The organism is Microvirga yunnanensis (genome assembly GCF_025460875.1).
This window is the reverse complement of record NZ_JAMXFI010000109.1, coordinates 1-15,984: the sequence shown is the minus strand read 5'-3', so window position 1 is coordinate 15,984 and position 15,984 is coordinate 1. Positions and strand designations below refer to the sequence as shown.

Here is a 15,984-nt window from a genome sequence, read left to right as displayed (position 1 = left end):
GCGACAGGCAACGATGTCCATTTCGAACCGCAAGCCGGGTGAGAAGAAGGAAGCGCCGGCGGAGCCGCTGAAGCGCTCCATCGCCGGCACCATGAAGGCGATCGCCCGCAAGCCCGATCTCGAGGTCGCCTTCGCGTCCGACCGTCCGGTGCTCATGGGTCAGGACAAGGCCCGACTGCCGGAGCCGCCCCGGCGGCTGACCGCGCAGGACGTGGCGGTTCTGCGCGGCAACGCGGACGCCATGGCGCTGCGCCTCGCCTGCCACGACACCGGCCTTCACCGGAAGCTCGCCCCCGAGGGCCAGGCCGCCCGTGCCGTGTTCGACGCGGTCGAGCAGGCGCGCGTGGAATCCATCGGCTCGCGGCGCATGGCCGGCATCTCGTCCAACATCTCGGCCATGCTGGAGGACCGCTACCACCGCGGCGGAAAATACGAGGAGATCACCGATCGGGCCGACGCACCCCTGGAGGATGCCCTCGCTCTCCTGGTGCGCGAGCGCCTGACCGGCGCGAAGCCGCCGGCCTCCGCGGCCAAGATCGTCGATCTCTGGCGCGACTTCATCGAGGACCGCGCCGGGCGCGACCTCGACGGCCTGCTGAAGAACATCGAGAACCAGCGCAGCTTCGCCCGCTCGATCCGTGACCTGCTGTCCTCCCTCGACATGGCCGACGAGGCGGCGCTCGACTCCGAGGACGAGGAGAACGAGGACGAGAGCGAGTCCGACGAGCAGGAGCAGCAGGGCGAGGGCGAATCCGAGCAGGAATCCCAGGGTGACCGCGCCGAGGTGGAAATCAGCGAGGATTCGAGCGACGAGATGGAGGACGGCGCCACGGAGGAGGCCGACGGCCCGTCCGGCGAGCTGCCCGAGGAATCCGAGGAGGCGGACTCGGAGGATGCCGGCGAATCCTGGCGTCCGCCCTCCCGTTCCAACGAGGCGCGCGGGCCCGACTACAAGGCCTATACCCAGAAATTCGACGAGATCATCCACGCGGAAGACCTGTGCGACGCGGACGAGCTGACGCGCCTGCGCGCCTATCTCGACAAGCAGCTCGCCCATCTCCAGGGCGTGGTGGGGCGCCTCGCCAACCGCCTGCAGCGCCGCCTGATGGCGCAGCAGAACCGGGCCTGGGAGTTCGACCTCGAGGAGGGGGCTCTCGACCCGGCGCGCCTGCCGCGCATCGTCATGGACCCGTTCCAGCCCCTGAGCTTCAAGCAGGAGCAGGACACCAACTTCCGCGACACGGTGGTGACGCTTCTCCTCGACAATTCGGGCTCCATGCGCGGGCGCCCGATCACCGTCGCGGCCACCTGCGCGGACATTCTCGCCCGCACCCTGGAGCGCTGCGGCGTGAAGGTCGAGATCCTGGGCTTCACCACCCGGGCCTGGAAGGGCGGGCAGGCGCGCGAGACCTGGCTGCAGAACGGCAAGCCGGCCAATCCCGGCCGCCTGAACGACCTGCGCCACATCATCTACAAGTCGGCGGACGCGCCCTGGCGGCGCGCGCGCAAGAATCTCGGCCTGATGATGCGCGAAGGCCTGTTGAAGGAGAACATCGACGGCGAGGCCCTCGACTGGGCGCACAAGCGCCTGCTCGGGCGGCCCGAGCAGCGGCGCATCCTGATGGTGATTTCGGACGGGGCGCCGGTGGACGACTCGACGCTCTCGGTCAATCCCGGCAACTACCTGGAGCGGCATCTGCGCTTCGTCATCGAGGAGATCGAGACCCGCTCGCCCGTGGAACTCATCGCCATCGGCATCGGCCACGACGTGACGCGCTACTACCGCCGCGCCGTGACCATCGTGGACGCGGAGGAGCTCGGCGGCGTCATGACCGAGAAGCTCGCGGAGCTGTTCGAGGAGAATGCCGGCCCGCCGGCCAGAGGCGCTTCGAGGGGCGCTTCGAGGGGCGCCCCCCGCCGCAGGGCCGTCGCTTGAGGCTCACCCGTCGCGGCTTTCTGACCGGTGCCGCCGCCGCCGCGGCGACGCTCGCCTGCACGGGCGTGGCCGTGGCGCAGCGCCCGCAGGCCTTCCGGGGCGCGACGGCCATCGACGTGGAGGCGCGGCCGATCAGCCGGCTCTCCACCACCGATCCGGACCGCAGCCGCTTCGGCGCTCTGATGTTTCGCTCCGGAATCGATCTGCGCTCCCCGGTTTCGGCCTTCGGGGGCTTCTCCGGCCTGTGGCGCTCGGCGAACGGCCGGGAGATCGTCGCGCTGGCCGACAACGCGCAGGTGCTCAAGGCCCGGATCGAGACGTCCGACGGACGATTGTCGGGCCTGTCCGGCCCGGTGCTCTCGCCTCTGATCCTGAGCAACGGCGTTCCCCTCAGACGCTCGCGCTACTACGACACGGAGAGCCTCGCGCTTGCCGGCAACGCTGCCTATGTGGGCGTCGAGCGCAACCATGCGGTGATCCGATTCGACCGGACGGCGACGGGAAGCATCGTCCGCGGCGTGCCCATTCCGGTGCCGAAGGAGCTGCGGGACCTGCCGAGCAACGCCGGCCTCGAAGCCGTCGGCGTCGCACCCCCGGGCTCGCCCCTGAGCGGTGCCCTGGTGGGGATCGCGGAGGGCGGCAGCGGCTTCATCCTCACGGGGCCGCGGCAGGGCGCCTTTCAGATCGCCCTGTCGGACGGCTACAGCGTCACCGATCTCGCGTTCCTGCCCGACGGCGATGCCGTGGTCCTGGAACGCAGTTTCTCGCTCTTCGGCGGTTTCGGCTGCCGCCTTCGCCGCATCGAGGCCGGCGCGGTCAAGTCCGGCGCCCGCCTGGACGGCGAGATCCTCTACGAGAGCGAAGCCTCGCACCAGATCGACAACATGGAGGGGCTCGCCGTTCACCGGGAGGGCGGCGACATCGTCCTCTCGCTGATCTCGGACGACAACTTCAGCTCCCTGCAGAAGACCGTCCTGCTCGAATTCGCGCTTGCGGGTTGAGCCGCCGGGGGGCTGCCTTCCGTAGCGGCAATTGCCCCTTTTCTCATCATTCATTGCCTGCCTCTATCCCTTCGTCTCGCTTGAAGCCCTCCGTTTTCGGCCACTAAGCTTCGTTCATGCGGGCCCGCTGCCAATGGTTGCGCCGGGTGTCCGTCCGAACGGGCTGAAGGAGATCGGGTGGCGGCACGGGTGATCTTCGACGAGATGAGCGGCCATGACGGCCGAAGCCGGGATGCCTACCGCATCCTCCAGGACTGGCTGAAATCGGCGCCGCCGCAACTGCTGGAACACCGCCGCGAGGAGGCGGAGCTCTTCTTCCGCCGGGTCGGCATCACCTTCGCGGTCTACGGCAATGCGGAAGCCGAGGAGCGGCTGATCCCCTTCGACATCATCCCGCGCATCCTATCGGGCCAGGAATGGGCCCGCCTCGCCCACGGCCTCGAGCAGCGGGTCAAGGCGCTCAACATGTTCCTCAAGGACATTTATGGCGCGCGCGAGATCCTGCGCGCCGGGATCGTCCCGCCGGAGCTCGTCTACCTCAATCCCTACTACCGCCCGCAGATGCATGGGTTGACCCTGAACAGCGACATCTACGTGCAGGTGGCGGGAATCGACATCGTCCGGGTCGACGACCAGGACTTCTACGTGCTCGAAGACAACCTGCGCACGCCCTCCGGGGTCTCCTACATGCTGGAGAACCGGGAGGTGATGATGCGCCTCTTCCCTGAACTCGTGGGCATGCAGCGCATCCGGCCGATCGAGAACTACGTCGACGAGCTCCTGGGCACCCTCAAATCCGTCGCGCCGGCGAGCTCCCCCTGGGACCCGACCGTCGTTATCCTCACGCCGGGATCCCTCAACTCCGCCTATTACGAGCACAGCTTCCTGGCCGACCGCATGGGCGTGGAGCTGGTCGAGGGGCGCGACCTCTTCGTGCGCGACGAGATGGTCTACATGCGCACGACCGAAGGGCCCAAGCGGGTCGACGTGATCTACAGCCGCATCGACGACGACTTCCTCGACCCGCTGGTCTTCCGGCCCGATTCCGCCCTCGGGGTGCCGGGCCTGATCGCCGCCTACCGGGCCGGCAACGTGGCCATCGCCAATGCGCCCGGAACGGGCGTGGCCGACGACAAGGCCATGTACTCCTACGTGCCCGACATCGTGCGCTTCTACATGGGCGAGGAGCCGATCCTGAAGAACGTGCCGACCTGGCGCTGCCGTGAGCAGGATTCGCTCTCCTACGTGCTCGACAACCTGCACGAGCTCGTCGTGAAGGAGGTCAACGGATCGGGCGGCTACGGCATGCTGGTGGGCCCGCACGCGACCGCGGAGGCGCGCGAGCATTTCAAGGGCCGGATCCTGGCCAGCCCCGACAACTACATCGCCCAGCCGACCCTCGCCCTGTCGACGAGCCCGATCTTCACCGAAAAGGGGCTGGCGCCCCGGCACGTGGACCTGCGCCCCTTCGTCCTGACCGGGCGCGACGGCGTCAGGCTGGTGCCGGGCGGTCTGACCCGGGTGGCCCTCACGGAGGGCTCGCTCGTGGTCAATTCGAGCCAGGGCGGCGGGACCAAGGATACCTGGGTGTTGAGTGAATGAGCCGGAGCGTTTCTCGTGCTGAGTCGTGATGCCGACAGCCTCTATTGGCTCTCCCGCTACGTGGAGCGGGCCGAGAACACGGCCCGTATCCTCGATGTCGCCTATCGCATGGCGTCGATGCCGATCTCCTATAACGGGGTCGAGACCAACGAGTGGGAATCCGCCCTGATCACCGCCGGCGGCATCGACCAGTTCCGCGCCGTCCACGGGGAGGCGACGCCGGAGAACGTGATCGAGTTCCTGGCCTTCTCCGAGGCCAATCCGTCGAGCATCCAGTGCTGCTTCGACACGGCCCGGCAGAATGCCCGTTCCGTGCGCTCGGCGCTCACCTCCGAGATGTGGGAGGCGATCAATTCCGCCTGGCTCGATCTGCGCCGCTACAAGGCGCGGTCGATCAAGGTGGAGGACCTCCCCCGCTTCCTGAACCTGGTGAAGGAGGCCTCGCTCCGCTACGACGGCTCGGCCATGCGCACCATGCTGCGCAACGACGCCTACTGGTTCTCGCGCCTCGGACTCTACATCGAGCGGGCCGACAACACCGCGCGGGTGCTCGACGTGAAGTATCACGTGCTCCTGCCGCAGGATGCGGCCGTGGGCGGCGGCATCGACTATTATCAATGGGCGGCCATCCTGCGCTCGGTCTCGGCGCTGGTGAGCTATCAATGGGTCTATCACCAGAACCTGAGGCCCTGGCTCGTGGCCGATCTCCTGATCCTGCGCGAGGAGATGCCGCGGTCGCTCGCCGCCTGCTATGCCGCCCTCTCACGCCATCTGGACGACATCTCCCATCGCTACGGCACGTCCGGGTTGGCGCAGCGCCAGGCGAGGGCCACCCATGCCCGGCTGGCGAACCAGAACATCGATGATATCTTCCAGCACGGGCTGCACGAGTTCCTGCAGGAGTTTCTCGCCGAGAACAACCGCCTCGGCCACGCCATCACGAACCAGTATCTGTGCTGACCCATGCGCATCCGCATCACCCACGAGACGGTCTATCACTACAGCGAGCCCGCCAAGTCGGCGATCCAGCTCCTGCGACTGACCCCGCGTGGATCGGACAACCAGACGGTCCTGTCCTGGACCATCGACCTGGACGGCGACGGACGGCTGATGCGCCGGGAGGACTGGTACGGCAACATCGTCCACAGCCTGTCGGTCTCGGGCCCCGTGAGCCAGATCACCCTGCACGTGGCCGGCGAGGTCGAGACCACGGACACGGCCGGCCTCGTCCGCGGAGGGGTCGAGCGCTTCCCGGAGCTCTTCTACCTGCGGGAGACGCCGCTGACCCGGCCGGACGCGGCCTTGCGCGACTTCGCCGCACTCACGGCGGGCCGCTTCACCAATCCCCTCGACCAAGCCCACGCGCTCATGAACGCCATCCCCGAGCGCCTGCGCTTCGACACGCAGGCGACGAGCGCCGCGACCGCGGGCGCGGATGCCTTTGCGGCCGGCCACGGGGTCTGCCAGGACTTCACCCATGTCTTCCTGGGCGCCGCCCGCTCCCTGAACATTCCGGCCCGCTACGTATCGGGCTATCTGCACAAGCCCGGGGAGGCCGAGCAGGAGGCGGGGCATGCCTGGGCCGAGGCCTATGTCCCGGATCTCGGCTGGGTGAGTTTCGACCCGGCCAATGCCGTTTCCGCAACGGAACACTACGTCAGATTGGCCATCGGGCTCGATTATCTTGATGCGGCCCCGGTTCGAGGAAGCTATTACGGAATCACCCGTGAAGCGCTCGACGTTCGTCTGAGGATCGAAAGCGCCCGTCAAGCACAGGCGTGAGAATGGCCTCGACAGCTGAGCAACTCGACCAGAAGGCCCCTGGAGGAACCCCCATGACGTATTGTGTCGGCATCCTGGTGCGGGATGGTCTCGTCATGATCGCCGATACGCGCACCAATGCGGGCGTCGACAACATCGCGACCTTCCGCAAGCTGCACCTGTTCGAGACGCCCGGCGAGCGCATCGTCACCCTGGCGACGGCCGGCAACCTCTCGGCGAGCCAGTCGGTCCTGTCCCTGCTGACCGAGGGGCTCGAGAATCCCGAGACTGGCGCGGTCGAGACGCTCCTGACGGTGCCCAGCATGTTCAAGGCCGCCCAGCTCGTCGGCCGCGCCATCCGCCAGGTCTACGAGGTCGACGGGGTCGAGATCGAGAAGCGGCAGATGACCTTCGACGTCACCATGCTGCTCGGCGGGCAGATCGGCTCCGCGCCCATGCGGCTCTATCAGGTCTATTCCGCCGGCAACGCCATCGAGGCGACGATCGACACGCCCTTCCTGCAGATCGGCGAGCCCAAATACGGCAAACCGATCCTCGACCGCGCGATCTCCCACGGCACCAGCCTGGTGGAGGCGCTCAAGCTCGGACTCATCTCCATGGACTCGACCCTGAAGTCGAATCTCGGCGTCGGGCTGCCGATCGACATCGTGGTGGCCAAGCGCGACGCCCTGAAGACCCAGATCACCTACCGGATCCAGGAGGACGAGCCCTATTTCCGGGACCTGCGCGAGCGCTGGTCGGCCGCCTTGCGCGCGGCCCACCAGGCCATCCCGCATCCGCCCTATGCGGAAGAGGTTCTCTGACGGTTACAGGGGGAGCGGGGCCGTCGATCGCTCCGATCGAGCCGAGCCGAACGGAGCGCGAGCCTACGAGGACCCGGATGGCAGGTCCGGCGTCCTTCAGGCCGCCTGATGGTGGTGCTTCGCCTCGGAGCGCATGAGCCGCAGAACCGCTCCATAGGGGGCGATCGCGATCGCCGCGAGCGAGAGCTTCACCAGGTAGTCGGCCACCGCCAGATTGGCCCAGGGCAGGGCGATGCACTGATCCGCGATGCCGACCTGGCCGAGCGCCTCGCTGATGGTGAGGCCGAGGCCGGGCACCACGCCGCAATAGAAGGCGAATGAGAAGAAGATCGCCGTGTCGAGACCCGAGGAGATCACCGAGGACACGAAGGGCGGCATCCACCATGCATGGCCGCGCAGGCGGAAGAAGATCTGGATGTCGAGAAGCTGGGCCACCAGGAAGGCCGCGCCCGACGCGATGGCGATGCGCGGCGAGGCGAGCACGACAGAGAGCAGGACGGCCAGGACGAAGCCGGCATAGACCACCCGGCGGGCGCCCCTGGGGCCGAAGCGCCGGTTCGACAGGTCGGTGACCAGGAACGAGAACGGATAGCTGAAGGCGCCCCAGGTCAGGTAATCGCCCAGGCCCAGATGCTGGAAGGGATACTGGACCAGGATGTTCGACGAGAGGACGACCAGGGTCATCGCCGTCAGGGCGATGAGGAAGTCGCGGCGGTCGAGCTTGGTCATGGCAGGTTCTTCCCGGGACGGCAGCTAAGCCATTGAAGCAACGCAAAACGGGCGGCCTCGAGGCCGCCCGCAGCGCAGATGTGATCGGCGGATCGGGAAATCAGCTCGCGGCGGCGAGCTTCTTCTCGATCTCGCGCTTCACCGCAAGGGCGGTGGTGGAGAGCTCCTCGGCCTTGGCCTTGGCCAGGAAGGCGTCGAGGCCGCCGCGGTGCTCGACCGAGCGGAGCGCATTGGCGGAGACGCGCAGGCGCACGGAGCGCTGCAGGGTGTCAGACTGGAGCGTGACGTTGCAGAGGTTCGGCAGGAACTTCCGCTTCGTCTTGCGGTTCGAGTGGCTCACCAGGTGGCCACTCAGCACGGCCTTGCCGGTCAGTTCGCAACGGCGCGACATGGGTTCAATCCTATTCGTCTATGAAGGGTCGCGACCTCGAATTCGCGGGTTTGCCTGATCGCAGATCCCGCGCGGCCGGACACCAGAAGTCCTTGGAAGGTGCGAGCCTATAGGCCAAAAAAGGGGCGGGCGTCAAGAATAGTGCGACGCCGCATCTCGTTTTTTTGGAGCACCAGGGTCATTATCTGTTCCGAATCTCGTGCGATGCAACGGAATAGACTGTCGGAAACGCCCTATGCGCCTCATCGCCTCAGCTCTCGTGACCCTGACCTTGGCCGGCTCGGCCTCGCTCGCGCAAGCCCAGAGCCCGCAGGGTCAGACCCTGAAGGTGAGCTATGACATCACCCTGGCCGGCCTTCCCTTGGGCAAGGCCGACCTGTCCTCGTCCTTCAACGGGGCGAGATACGAGATGGAAGGGCGGGCGAAGCTGACGGGGCTCGCCATGATCCTGACCGGCGGCAAGGGCGAGGCCAACGCGTCCGGCACCCTGGCCGGAGACGCGCCGCCCCGCTCGACCAGTTTCGCGGTGATTTCCAAGACCTCCGACAATCAGCGTACCGTACGCATGGGCCTGAAGAGCGGCCGGGTGGCCAAGATCGAGATCGAGCCGCCCCTCGAGCCCAAGCCCGACCGGGTCCCGGTCAAGGCGGCCGACAAGCGGGACGTGGTCGACCCCATGAGCGCGCTGCTGATGCCGGCCGTAGCCTCCAAGGGTCTCACCGACCCGGCCAATTGCGACCGGACCCTGCCGGTCTTCGACGGGGCGTCCCGGATGAACGTGGTCCTGTCGTACGCGGAAACGAAGACAGTCGAGATGGCGGGCTATTCCGGCCCCGTCCTCGTCTGCAATGCCCGCTACGTGCCGATTTCCGGCCACCGGAGCGAGCGGCCGGCAACGAAGTTCATGCAGGACAACAAGGACATGTCCGTGTGGCTGGCGCCCGTCGAGGGGCCGCGCCTGCTCTTTCCGCTCAAGATCTCGGTCCGCACCATGATCGGCATGGGCGAGCTGCAGGCCTCCCTGTGGTCGCTGGAGGGCGGCAAAACGTCTGCGCCCGCCCGGAAGGCCGAGACGGGGGACGAGACCGTCAAGGCCGAGGCCGTGCCGTAAGCCGGGACAGATCCAAGTCTTCCCCGAGTCTTCCCCGAGTCCTCCCCAAATTCCCTGAAGTCCTGAAAGTCCCATGGACATTCGCGCCGATCCGGGTAGCGAAAGCAGCCATTCGCACCATATAAGGGTTAACCGCAGCCCGCCGCTTGGGACTGAGGCTGCTTTGTAGAGAAGGCTCCCGGCGCCGGTCTCCGGTCCTAAAGCCTCTCGGCTCTCACTCCGGGACCTTTCCGATTACCCGTCACCAAGGCATGGCCCGTCGTTCCCTTCCCCCGCAGGCGCGCTCGCGCGGCGTGACCGCCGTGCTCGGCCCCACCAATACCGGCAAGACCCACCTGGCCATCGAGCGCATGCTCGGTCACGACAGCGGCATGATCGGCCTGCCCCTGCGTCTGCTCGCGCGCGAGGTCTACAATCGCGTGGTGGAGAAGGCGGGCCACCACAACGTGGCGCTGATCACCGGCGAGGAGAAGATCAAGCCGGACCGGCCGCGCTACTGGATCTCGACCGTCGAGGCCATGCCGCGGGACCTGGATCCGGCTTTCGTGGCCGTGGACGAGATCCAGCTCGCCAGCGATCTCGACCGGGGGCACGTCTTCACCGACCGGCTTCTCAACCAGCGCGGCCGCGAGGAGACGCTTCTCATCGGCTCGGCCACCATGCGGCCGCTCATCGAAGCCCTGATCCCGGGCGTCCACGTGGTCACGCGGCCGCGCCTGTCGAAGCTGTCCTTCGCGGGCGAGAAGAAGGTCTCGCGCCTGCCCCGCCGCTCGGCCATCGTGGCGTTCTCGGCCGAGGAGGTCTACGGCATCGCCGAGCTGATCCGCCGCCAGAGCGGCGGCGCCGCCGTGGTGCTGGGGGCGCTGTCGCCCCGGACGCGCAACGCCCAGGTCGAGCTCTACCAGAACGGGGACGTGGACTACCTGATCGCCACCGACGCCATCGGCATGGGCCTCAATCTCGACGTGGATCATGTGGCGTTCGCGTCCGACAAGAAGTTCGACGGGTTCCAGTTCCGCAAGCTCAACAATCCGGAACTCGCCCAGATCGCCGGCCGCGCCGGCCGCTACATGCGCGACGGCACCTTCGGGTCCACGGGCCGCTGCCCCCCCTTCGACGCGGAAACCGTCGAGGCGCTCGAAAACCATACCTTCGATCCGGTGCGCATCCTGCAATGGCGCAACCCGGACCTGGATTTCTCGTCCCTGGCCCGCCTGCGCGATTCGCTCGGGGTGCAGCCGCGGGAGCACGGCCTCGTGCGGGCGCCCACGGGCGAGGACGCGACAGCCCTCGAGGTCCTGTCGCGGGAGGACGACATCAAGGCCATGACGCGCTCCCAATATGCCGTGGAGCGTCTCTGGCAGATCTGCCAGGTGCCGGATTACCGGAAGGTTTCTCCGCAGACCCATGCGGATCTCGTCGGCCAGCTCTATCGTTTCCTCATGAAGGATGGAGCCATCCCGGCCGACTGGTTTGCCCGCCATCTGTCCGCCATGGACCGGACCGATGGGGATATCGACACCCTCTCCAACCGCATCGCCCAGGTCAGGACCTGGTCTTTCGTCGCTAACCGTCCCGACTGGTTGAAGGATCCAGAGCATTGGCAGGATGTTGCGCGTCAGGTAGAGGACAAGCTATCGGATGCGCTCCATGAACGCCTCGCCCAACGATTCATCGACCGGCGGACGAGCGTTCTCATGCGGCGCTTGAGAGAGAAAACGATGCTCGAAGCGGAAATCACGACCACCGGCGACGTCAATGTCGAGGGTCAGCACATCGGTCACCTGCACGGCTTCCATTTCGTGCCCGATCCCCAGGCTGACACGACGGAGGCCAAGACCCTGCGCAACGCCGCCAGCAAGGCGCTGGCCGGCGAGATCGAGGCGCGGGCGGACCGGTTCGCCGAGACGCCGGACGCCATGCTCGTGCTGTCGAACGACGGCACCATCCGGTGGATGGGCGACCCGGTGGCCAAGCTGGAGGCCGGCGACAAGCTGTTCGAGCCCAGGGTGCGCATCCTCTCGGACGAGCACCTCACGGGGCCGGCCCGGGACAAGGTCGACATTCGCCTGCGCGCCTGGCTGAAGGCCTATGTGGTGCGCCTGCTCGGCCCCCTGCTGCAGCTCGAGGACAGCACCGAGCTCACGGGCCTGGCCCGCGGCATCGGGTTCCAGATCGGCGAGGCTCTGGGCGTGCTCGAGCGCGCGAAGGTTCTCAACGACGTGCGCAGCCTCGACCAGGACGCCCGCGGGGCCCTGCGCAAGGCGGGCGTCCGGTTCGGCGCCTATCATCTCTACCTGCCGGCCCTTCTGAAGCCTGCGCCCCGGGTCCTGGCGACCCAGCTCTGGGCCCTGCAGAACGGTGGCCTCGAGCAGAAGGGCATCGACGAGATCGCCCATCTCGCTCAGTCCGGCCGCACCTCGATCCCGGTCGATCCCGAGATCGCCCACGGCCTCTACCGGGCCGCCGGCTTCCGCGTCCTGGGCGGCCGCGCCGTCCGCGTCGACATCCTGGAGCGTCTGGCCGACCTGATCCGTCCGGCCATCACCTACCGGCCCGGAATCACCCCGGGCGAGCCGCCGGCCGGCGCCGCCGATGGGGAAAGCTTCGTTCCGACCGTGTCCATGACGTCCCTCGTGGGCTGCGCGGGCGAGGATTTCGCCACGATCCTCAAGTCCCTCGGCTACGTGATGGAGCGCCGTCCCGGCCCGGCCATCACGGTGCCGCTGGTCGAGGCCCCGAAGGCCGTCGAGCCGCCGGCGGCCGCCGCGAGCGAGACGGCCGCTCCGGCCGAAGAGGCGCCCGAAGCAGCCGTCGGCACGGAGGAGATCGGCGCCGTCGCCGTGGCGGAGCCCGACGCGAGCGTCTCGGCGCAGGACCTGGCGACGAGCGCCGCCGAGGCCGTGGCCTCGCCCGAGGGCCAGGCTCTGGCGCCCGACGAGGCCGTATCCGCCGAGAGCCCTGCCGAAGCCCCTTCGGACCTCCCGTCGGCTGTCCCCTCGGAAGTCCCCTCGGACCTCCCGGCTGAAACCCCCGCCGAACCCGAGACGATCGAGGTCTGGCGTCAGGGCCGGCGCCACCACGAGGGCGGCCACGCCCGTCACGGCCGAGAGGCCCGCGGTGGACGGCACGAACGCGGCGACCGTCAGGATCGCGGCGACCGGCGTCCGCGCCATGGCGACGCCCCGGGCGACCAGGCCGGCGAGCGCCGTCCCCGTCCCGAGCGCCGCGAGGCGCAGGGGGAGGGCGGCCGGCCGCAGAACCGTCCGCCGCGCGGCCCGGGCCGCGGGGAGGAGCGCCGGGGGCCCCGTCCCGACAAGCGCCCCGAGAACCGCCGCGACGGCGGTCACGAGCGGCGCGAGAAGCAGCCGGACCCGAACTCGCCCTTCGCCAAGCTGATGGCCCTCAAGGCCCAGCTCGAGGACAGCAAGAAGTGAGGGCGTGACGCGCATGCGTGAGGACCGGCAGCGGCTCGACAAGTGGCTGTGGTTCGCGCGCTTCGCGAAAACCCGGACGCTCGCCGCCAAGCTGGTGACGAGCGGCTTCGTCCGGCTCAACGGCCAGCGCACCGATAACGCCGCCAAGGCGGTGGCTGTCGGCGACGTGGTGACCGTCGCGCTGCCCCGGACCGCCGTGGTGGTCCGGGTCGAGAGCCTGGGCGAGCGCCGGGGTCCTGCAACGGAAGCAAGGCAGCTCTACATAGAACTCAACCAGGCCAACGCGGCGCTTGTCAGCGACCCCGACAACCGCTAGAGCGGCGGCGCGTTGTTCTCATCTGCCGAAAGACCTTCGAAGGACCCTTCATGACCTACGTCGTCACTGAAAATTGCATCAAGTGCAAATACATGGACTGCGTCGAGGTCTGCCCGGTCGATTGCTTCTACGAGGGCGAGAACATGCTCGTCATCCATCCCGACGAGTGCATCGACTGCGGCGTCTGCGAGCCGGAATGCCCGGCCGAGGCCATCAAGCCCGATGCGGAGCCCGGCCTCGAGCAATGGCTGAAGCTCAATGCAGACATGGCCAAGAGCTGGCCCAACATCACCATCAAGAAGGATCCGCCTGCCGACGCGAAGGAATTCGACGGGGTAGCGGGCAAGTTCGAGACGTATTTCTCGGCCAATCCGGGCGACGGCGACTAAAGCACCGGACGTGAAAAGTGGACCCACTCTCGGGTTCGATGCTCATTTCTTGAATCGGCACATCGTTCGGGTCGCGGACGCCCCCTGGGGCGGCAGGATGGGCTCGAGACCCGACCCTGCTGCGGGACACCGGGAGGGCACCCGACCGCTCTTTCCCGAGAACGATTCGTTCGGAGTGGAAAACCGGAACCGCTTTGCCGGACGTTGCGTCAGCCCTCCGGCGCGGCCCGAAACGGGCGCTCTTTACGCTATCCGTTGGAATATTTTTGCTTTTTCGGCCGGACTGTGATAGGGTCCGCAAATGCCGTCGCTTGCGCTCAAGCCGTGCACCGTCCCCGCAGACCGGCGGTTCACACAATGAAGCAAAGATTCGCGTCCTTTGACTTAAGGGAGCGTTGCTGCCTTGGTCAAGGGTATGAGCGTTTGTAGCCGCTGGCTTACATCAGGGAGACGAGCGGAATAGTCAAGTTCCGCGACACTCGAATCCTATCCTCGTTCCCCTGGGTCCCTGCCCGGTGGAACCACAGCCTTCCTCGCTGCCAAGCGAGGACCATGCAAGGAGGCCTCTCTCGCATGACAACCGCCAAGAAGTCCGCCCCGCGCCTTGGGTTCAAGTCCGGTGAAGCGATCGTCTATCCCGCTCACGGTGTCGGCCGCATCACGGCCATCGAAGAGCAGGAGATCGCTGGTTTCAAACTGGAGCTGTACGTGGTCTCCTTCGACAAGGACAAGATGGTCCTTCGGGTTCCGACCGGTAAAGCCTCCAGTGTCGGCATGCGCAAGCTTGCCGAGCCGGCCCTGGTCCAAAAGGCCCTGGACGTTCTGACGGGTCGTGCCCGCGTGAAGCGCACCATGTGGTCGCGTCGCGCTCAGGAATATGAGGCCAAGATCAATTCCGGCGATCTGATCGCCGTGACCGAGGTCGTGCGCGATCTCTACCGCTCCGAGGCCCAGCCCGAGCAGTCCTACAGCGAGCGCCAGCTCTACGAATCCGCTCTCGACCGCGTCGTGCGCGAAATCGCCGCCGTGAACAAGATCACCGACACGGAAGCCCTCAAGCTGATCGAGCAGAGCCTTGCCAAGTCGCCGCGCCGCGCCAAGGGCGCCGAGGCCGACGGCGAGGGCGAGGGTGACGATCTCCAGGAAGAGGCCGCCTGATCGCGGGTGCTCCCGCCTTTCGAAAAAGCCCGGCCTTCGCCGGGCTTTTTTGTGGCCGGATGCCTTGTTTTTCACCAGCAGGAATCTATTTCGCAAAACTTGGCTGTTGGAAGTGAACTTTTCCTGGCCTCGCTCGTTGTGTCTCTGCCAAGGGAGAGCACACAATGGGAGAAATCTCAGGGGTTCGCCGCCGGTTCGTCCGCGCAGCCATGAATGCACCTTTTCTCGAAAGAGACGAGGAGCATCAACTTGCCGTGCGCTGGAAAGAGGCTGGCGACGAAGCGGCACTTCATCAACTGACGGCTGCCCATATGCGCCTCGTCATCGCGCTGGCAGCCCGTTTCCGCCACTACGGCCTGCCCATGGCCGACCTGGTTCAGGAAGGTCACGTGGGTCTTCTCGAAGCCGCCGCCCGGTTCGAGCCCGAACGCGAGGTCCGCTTCTCGACTTATGCGACCTGGTGGATCCGTGCCTCCGTGCAAGATTACATCCTTCGCAATTGGTCAATCGTTCGCGGCGGAACGAGTTCCGCTCAGAAGGCGCTTTTCTTCAATCTGCGTCGCCTGCGCGCCCGTCTGACCCGCGGCGGCGAAGAGCGCATCTCCTCCGACGTGCACGAAAAGATCGCCGAGGCGATCGGGGTGTCGAAGGCGGACGTCGCCCTTATGGATGCCCGCCTGTCCGCGCCGGACACCTCCCTCAACGCCCCGGTCCTGGACGCGGATCCGGGCAATTCCGCCGAGCGCGTCGAGTTCCTGGTCGACAACAGCCCGCTGCCGGACGAGAGCGTCAGCGACGTCATCGATACCGAGCGCCGGGTACGCTGGCTGCAGCAGGCGCTCGAGGTCCTCAACGAGCGTGAATTGCGGATCCTCCGCGCCCGCCGCCTCGACGACGAGCAGGTGACTCTGGAATTCCTCGGCGACCGGCTCGGAATCTCCAAGGAGCGGGTGCGCCAGATCGAGAACCGCGCTCTGGAGAAGCTCAAGCGCGCCCTGGTGGAGAAGTACCCCCAGGCCTCCGGCGCCTTCGTCTGACGGGTCCGGGTTCGCAGGACATGCACGCGGTGAGCTGGTGACCGGCTCGCCGCTTTCATTTTTAGCCAATCGGACGTGGACTCGACCTCACGCCCGATGTTTCAGGCTTTTGGCGTGGAGCTTCTTTTCACGCAAAACCGGTTCGCACTTTTCACGTCCGATGCTCTAGCACTACAGATCCTATGGGGGTGGATAGCGGTCCACTCTCTGGCAGAGTGAGGTTGCTGTATCCACTCACGCTGGAGACCAACCGATGTCCGTTGAGCCCCGATTTGAGCAAACCGCTATCCGC

At 66.9% G+C, this 15,984-nt stretch carries 14 protein-coding genes; 12 read left to right on the top strand and 2 right to left on the bottom strand.

Going from position 1 to position 15,984, the window contains the following annotated elements; genetic code table 11:
- The first annotated feature begins 13 nt into the window (after positions 1-13).
- The 6 genes from cobT to NF876_RS33640 all read left to right on the top strand — a co-directional run bounded on the left by cobT (position 14) and on the right by NF876_RS33640 (position 7,124).
- Positions 14-1,936, top strand: coding sequence for a cobaltochelatase subunit CobT (gene cobT, locus NF876_RS33665; RefSeq protein WP_262272502.1), 1,923 nt, complete (start codon positions 14-16; stop codon positions 1,934-1,936).
- Positions 1,933-2,937: an esterase-like activity of phytase family protein gene (locus NF876_RS33660; protein ID WP_262272501.1), complete on the top strand. Its 1,005-nt coding sequence runs from the start codon at positions 1,933-1,935 to the stop codon at positions 2,935-2,937. Before cobT ends, NF876_RS33660 begins: the two co-directional genes overlap by 4 nt.
- Positions 2,938-3,141: 204 nt before the next feature.
- Positions 3,142-4,539 carry a circularly permuted type 2 ATP-grasp protein gene (locus tag NF876_RS33655; protein ID WP_262272515.1) on the top strand — a complete coding sequence of 466 codons (1,398 nt, stop codon included), beginning with the start codon at positions 3,142-3,144 and terminating at the stop codon, positions 4,537-4,539.
- Positions 4,540-4,554: 15 nt separating this feature from the next.
- Complete coding sequence (locus NF876_RS33650) at positions 4,555-5,499, top strand: alpha-E domain-containing protein (RefSeq protein WP_262272500.1); 945 nt, start codon at positions 4,555-4,557, stop codon at positions 5,497-5,499.
- Positions 5,500-5,502: 3 nt separating this feature from the next.
- The gene (locus tag NF876_RS33645; RefSeq protein ID WP_262272499.1) at positions 5,503-6,321 is read left to right on the top strand and encodes a transglutaminase family protein; all 819 of its coding nucleotides are present in this window, start codon (positions 5,503-5,505) and stop codon (positions 6,319-6,321) included.
- Between the two features lie 53 nt (positions 6,322-6,374).
- A complete protein-coding gene (locus NF876_RS33640) occupies positions 6,375-7,124 on the top strand; it encodes a proteasome-type protease (RefSeq protein WP_262272498.1) in 750 nt (249 codons plus the stop codon).
- Between the two features lie 96 nt (positions 7,125-7,220).
- Here NF876_RS33640 and NF876_RS33635 read toward each other — a convergent pair whose 3' ends face one another.
- Both NF876_RS33635 and rpmB read right to left on the bottom strand, forming a co-directional pair.
- Positions 7,221-7,853: a queuosine precursor transporter gene (locus NF876_RS33635; protein WP_262272497.1), complete on the bottom strand. Its 633-nt coding sequence runs from the start codon at positions 7,851-7,853 to the stop codon at positions 7,221-7,223.
- A 100-nt stretch (positions 7,854-7,953) separates the two neighbouring features.
- Positions 7,954-8,244, bottom strand: a complete 291-nt coding sequence (rpmB, locus tag NF876_RS33630) for a 50S ribosomal protein L28 (RefSeq protein WP_036354407.1) — start codon at positions 8,242-8,244, stop codon at positions 7,954-7,956.
- Between the two features lie 235 nt (positions 8,245-8,479).
- On the opposite strand from rpmB, the gene NF876_RS33625 reads away from it, so the two are divergent.
- The 6 genes from NF876_RS33625 (at position 8,480) to NF876_RS33600 (ending at position 15,692) form a co-directional block, all read left to right on the top strand.
- Positions 8,480-9,355, top strand: a complete 876-nt coding sequence (locus NF876_RS33625; protein ID WP_262272496.1) for a DUF3108 domain-containing protein — start codon at positions 8,480-8,482, stop codon at positions 9,353-9,355.
- A gap of 251 nt (positions 9,356-9,606) precedes the next feature.
- Positions 9,607-12,792 carry a helicase-related protein gene (locus NF876_RS33620; protein ID WP_262272495.1) on the top strand — a complete coding sequence of 1,062 codons (3,186 nt, stop codon included), beginning with the start codon at positions 9,607-9,609 and terminating at the stop codon, positions 12,790-12,792.
- Between the two features lie 13 nt (positions 12,793-12,805).
- Entirely contained in the window at positions 12,806-13,108 is a 303-nt protein-coding gene (locus NF876_RS33615; RefSeq protein ID WP_262272514.1) for an RNA-binding S4 domain-containing protein, read from the top strand.
- 50 nt (positions 13,109-13,158) lie between these two features.
- The gene (gene fdxA / locus NF876_RS33610; RefSeq protein WP_262272494.1) at positions 13,159-13,497 is read left to right on the top strand and encodes a ferredoxin FdxA; all 339 of its coding nucleotides are present in this window, start codon (positions 13,159-13,161) and stop codon (positions 13,495-13,497) included.
- A gap of 573 nt (positions 13,498-14,070) precedes the next feature.
- Entirely contained in the window at positions 14,071-14,655 is a 585-nt protein-coding gene (locus NF876_RS33605) for a CarD family transcriptional regulator (protein ID WP_173948118.1), read from the top strand.
- Positions 14,656-14,819: 164 nt separating this feature from the next.
- Positions 14,820-15,692 carry an RNA polymerase factor sigma-32 gene (locus NF876_RS33600; RefSeq protein WP_262272493.1) on the top strand — a complete coding sequence of 291 codons (873 nt, stop codon included), beginning with the start codon at positions 14,820-14,822 and terminating at the stop codon, positions 15,690-15,692.
- Positions 15,693-15,984 lie beyond the last annotated feature (292 nt).

Excerpts from the sequence above, each read along its gene's own strand:
- cobT (WP_262272502.1), top strand. The coding sequence starts at position 14 with ATGTCCATTTCGAACCGCAAGCCGGGTGAGAAGAAGGAAGCGCCGGCG.
- NF876_RS33655 (WP_262272515.1), top strand. The coding sequence starts at position 3,142 with ATGAGCGGCCATGACGGCCGAAGCCGGGATGCCTACCGCATCCTCCAG.
- NF876_RS33645 (WP_262272499.1), top strand. The coding sequence starts at position 5,503 with ATGCGCATCCGCATCACCCACGAGACGGTCTATCACTACAGCGAGCCC.
- NF876_RS33640 (WP_262272498.1), top strand. The coding sequence starts at position 6,375 with ATGACGTATTGTGTCGGCATCCTGGTGCGGGATGGTCTCGTCATGATC.
- NF876_RS33635 (WP_262272497.1), bottom strand. The coding sequence starts at position 7,853 with ATGACCAAGCTCGACCGCCGCGACTTCCTCATCGCCCTGACGGCGATG.
- rpmB (WP_036354407.1), bottom strand. The coding sequence starts at position 8,244 with ATGTCGCGCCGTTGCGAACTGACCGGCAAGGCCGTGCTGAGTGGCCAC.
- NF876_RS33625 (WP_262272496.1), top strand. The coding sequence starts at position 8,480 with ATGCGCCTCATCGCCTCAGCTCTCGTGACCCTGACCTTGGCCGGCTCG.
- NF876_RS33620 (WP_262272495.1), top strand. The coding sequence starts at position 9,607 with ATGGCCCGTCGTTCCCTTCCCCCGCAGGCGCGCTCGCGCGGCGTGACC.
- NF876_RS33615 (WP_262272514.1), top strand. The coding sequence starts at position 12,806 with ATGCGTGAGGACCGGCAGCGGCTCGACAAGTGGCTGTGGTTCGCGCGC.
- fdxA (WP_262272494.1), top strand. The coding sequence starts at position 13,159 with ATGACCTACGTCGTCACTGAAAATTGCATCAAGTGCAAATACATGGAC.
- NF876_RS33605 (WP_173948118.1), top strand. The coding sequence starts at position 14,071 with ATGACAACCGCCAAGAAGTCCGCCCCGCGCCTTGGGTTCAAGTCCGGT.
- NF876_RS33600 (WP_262272493.1), top strand. The coding sequence starts at position 14,820 with ATGGGAGAAATCTCAGGGGTTCGCCGCCGGTTCGTCCGCGCAGCCATG.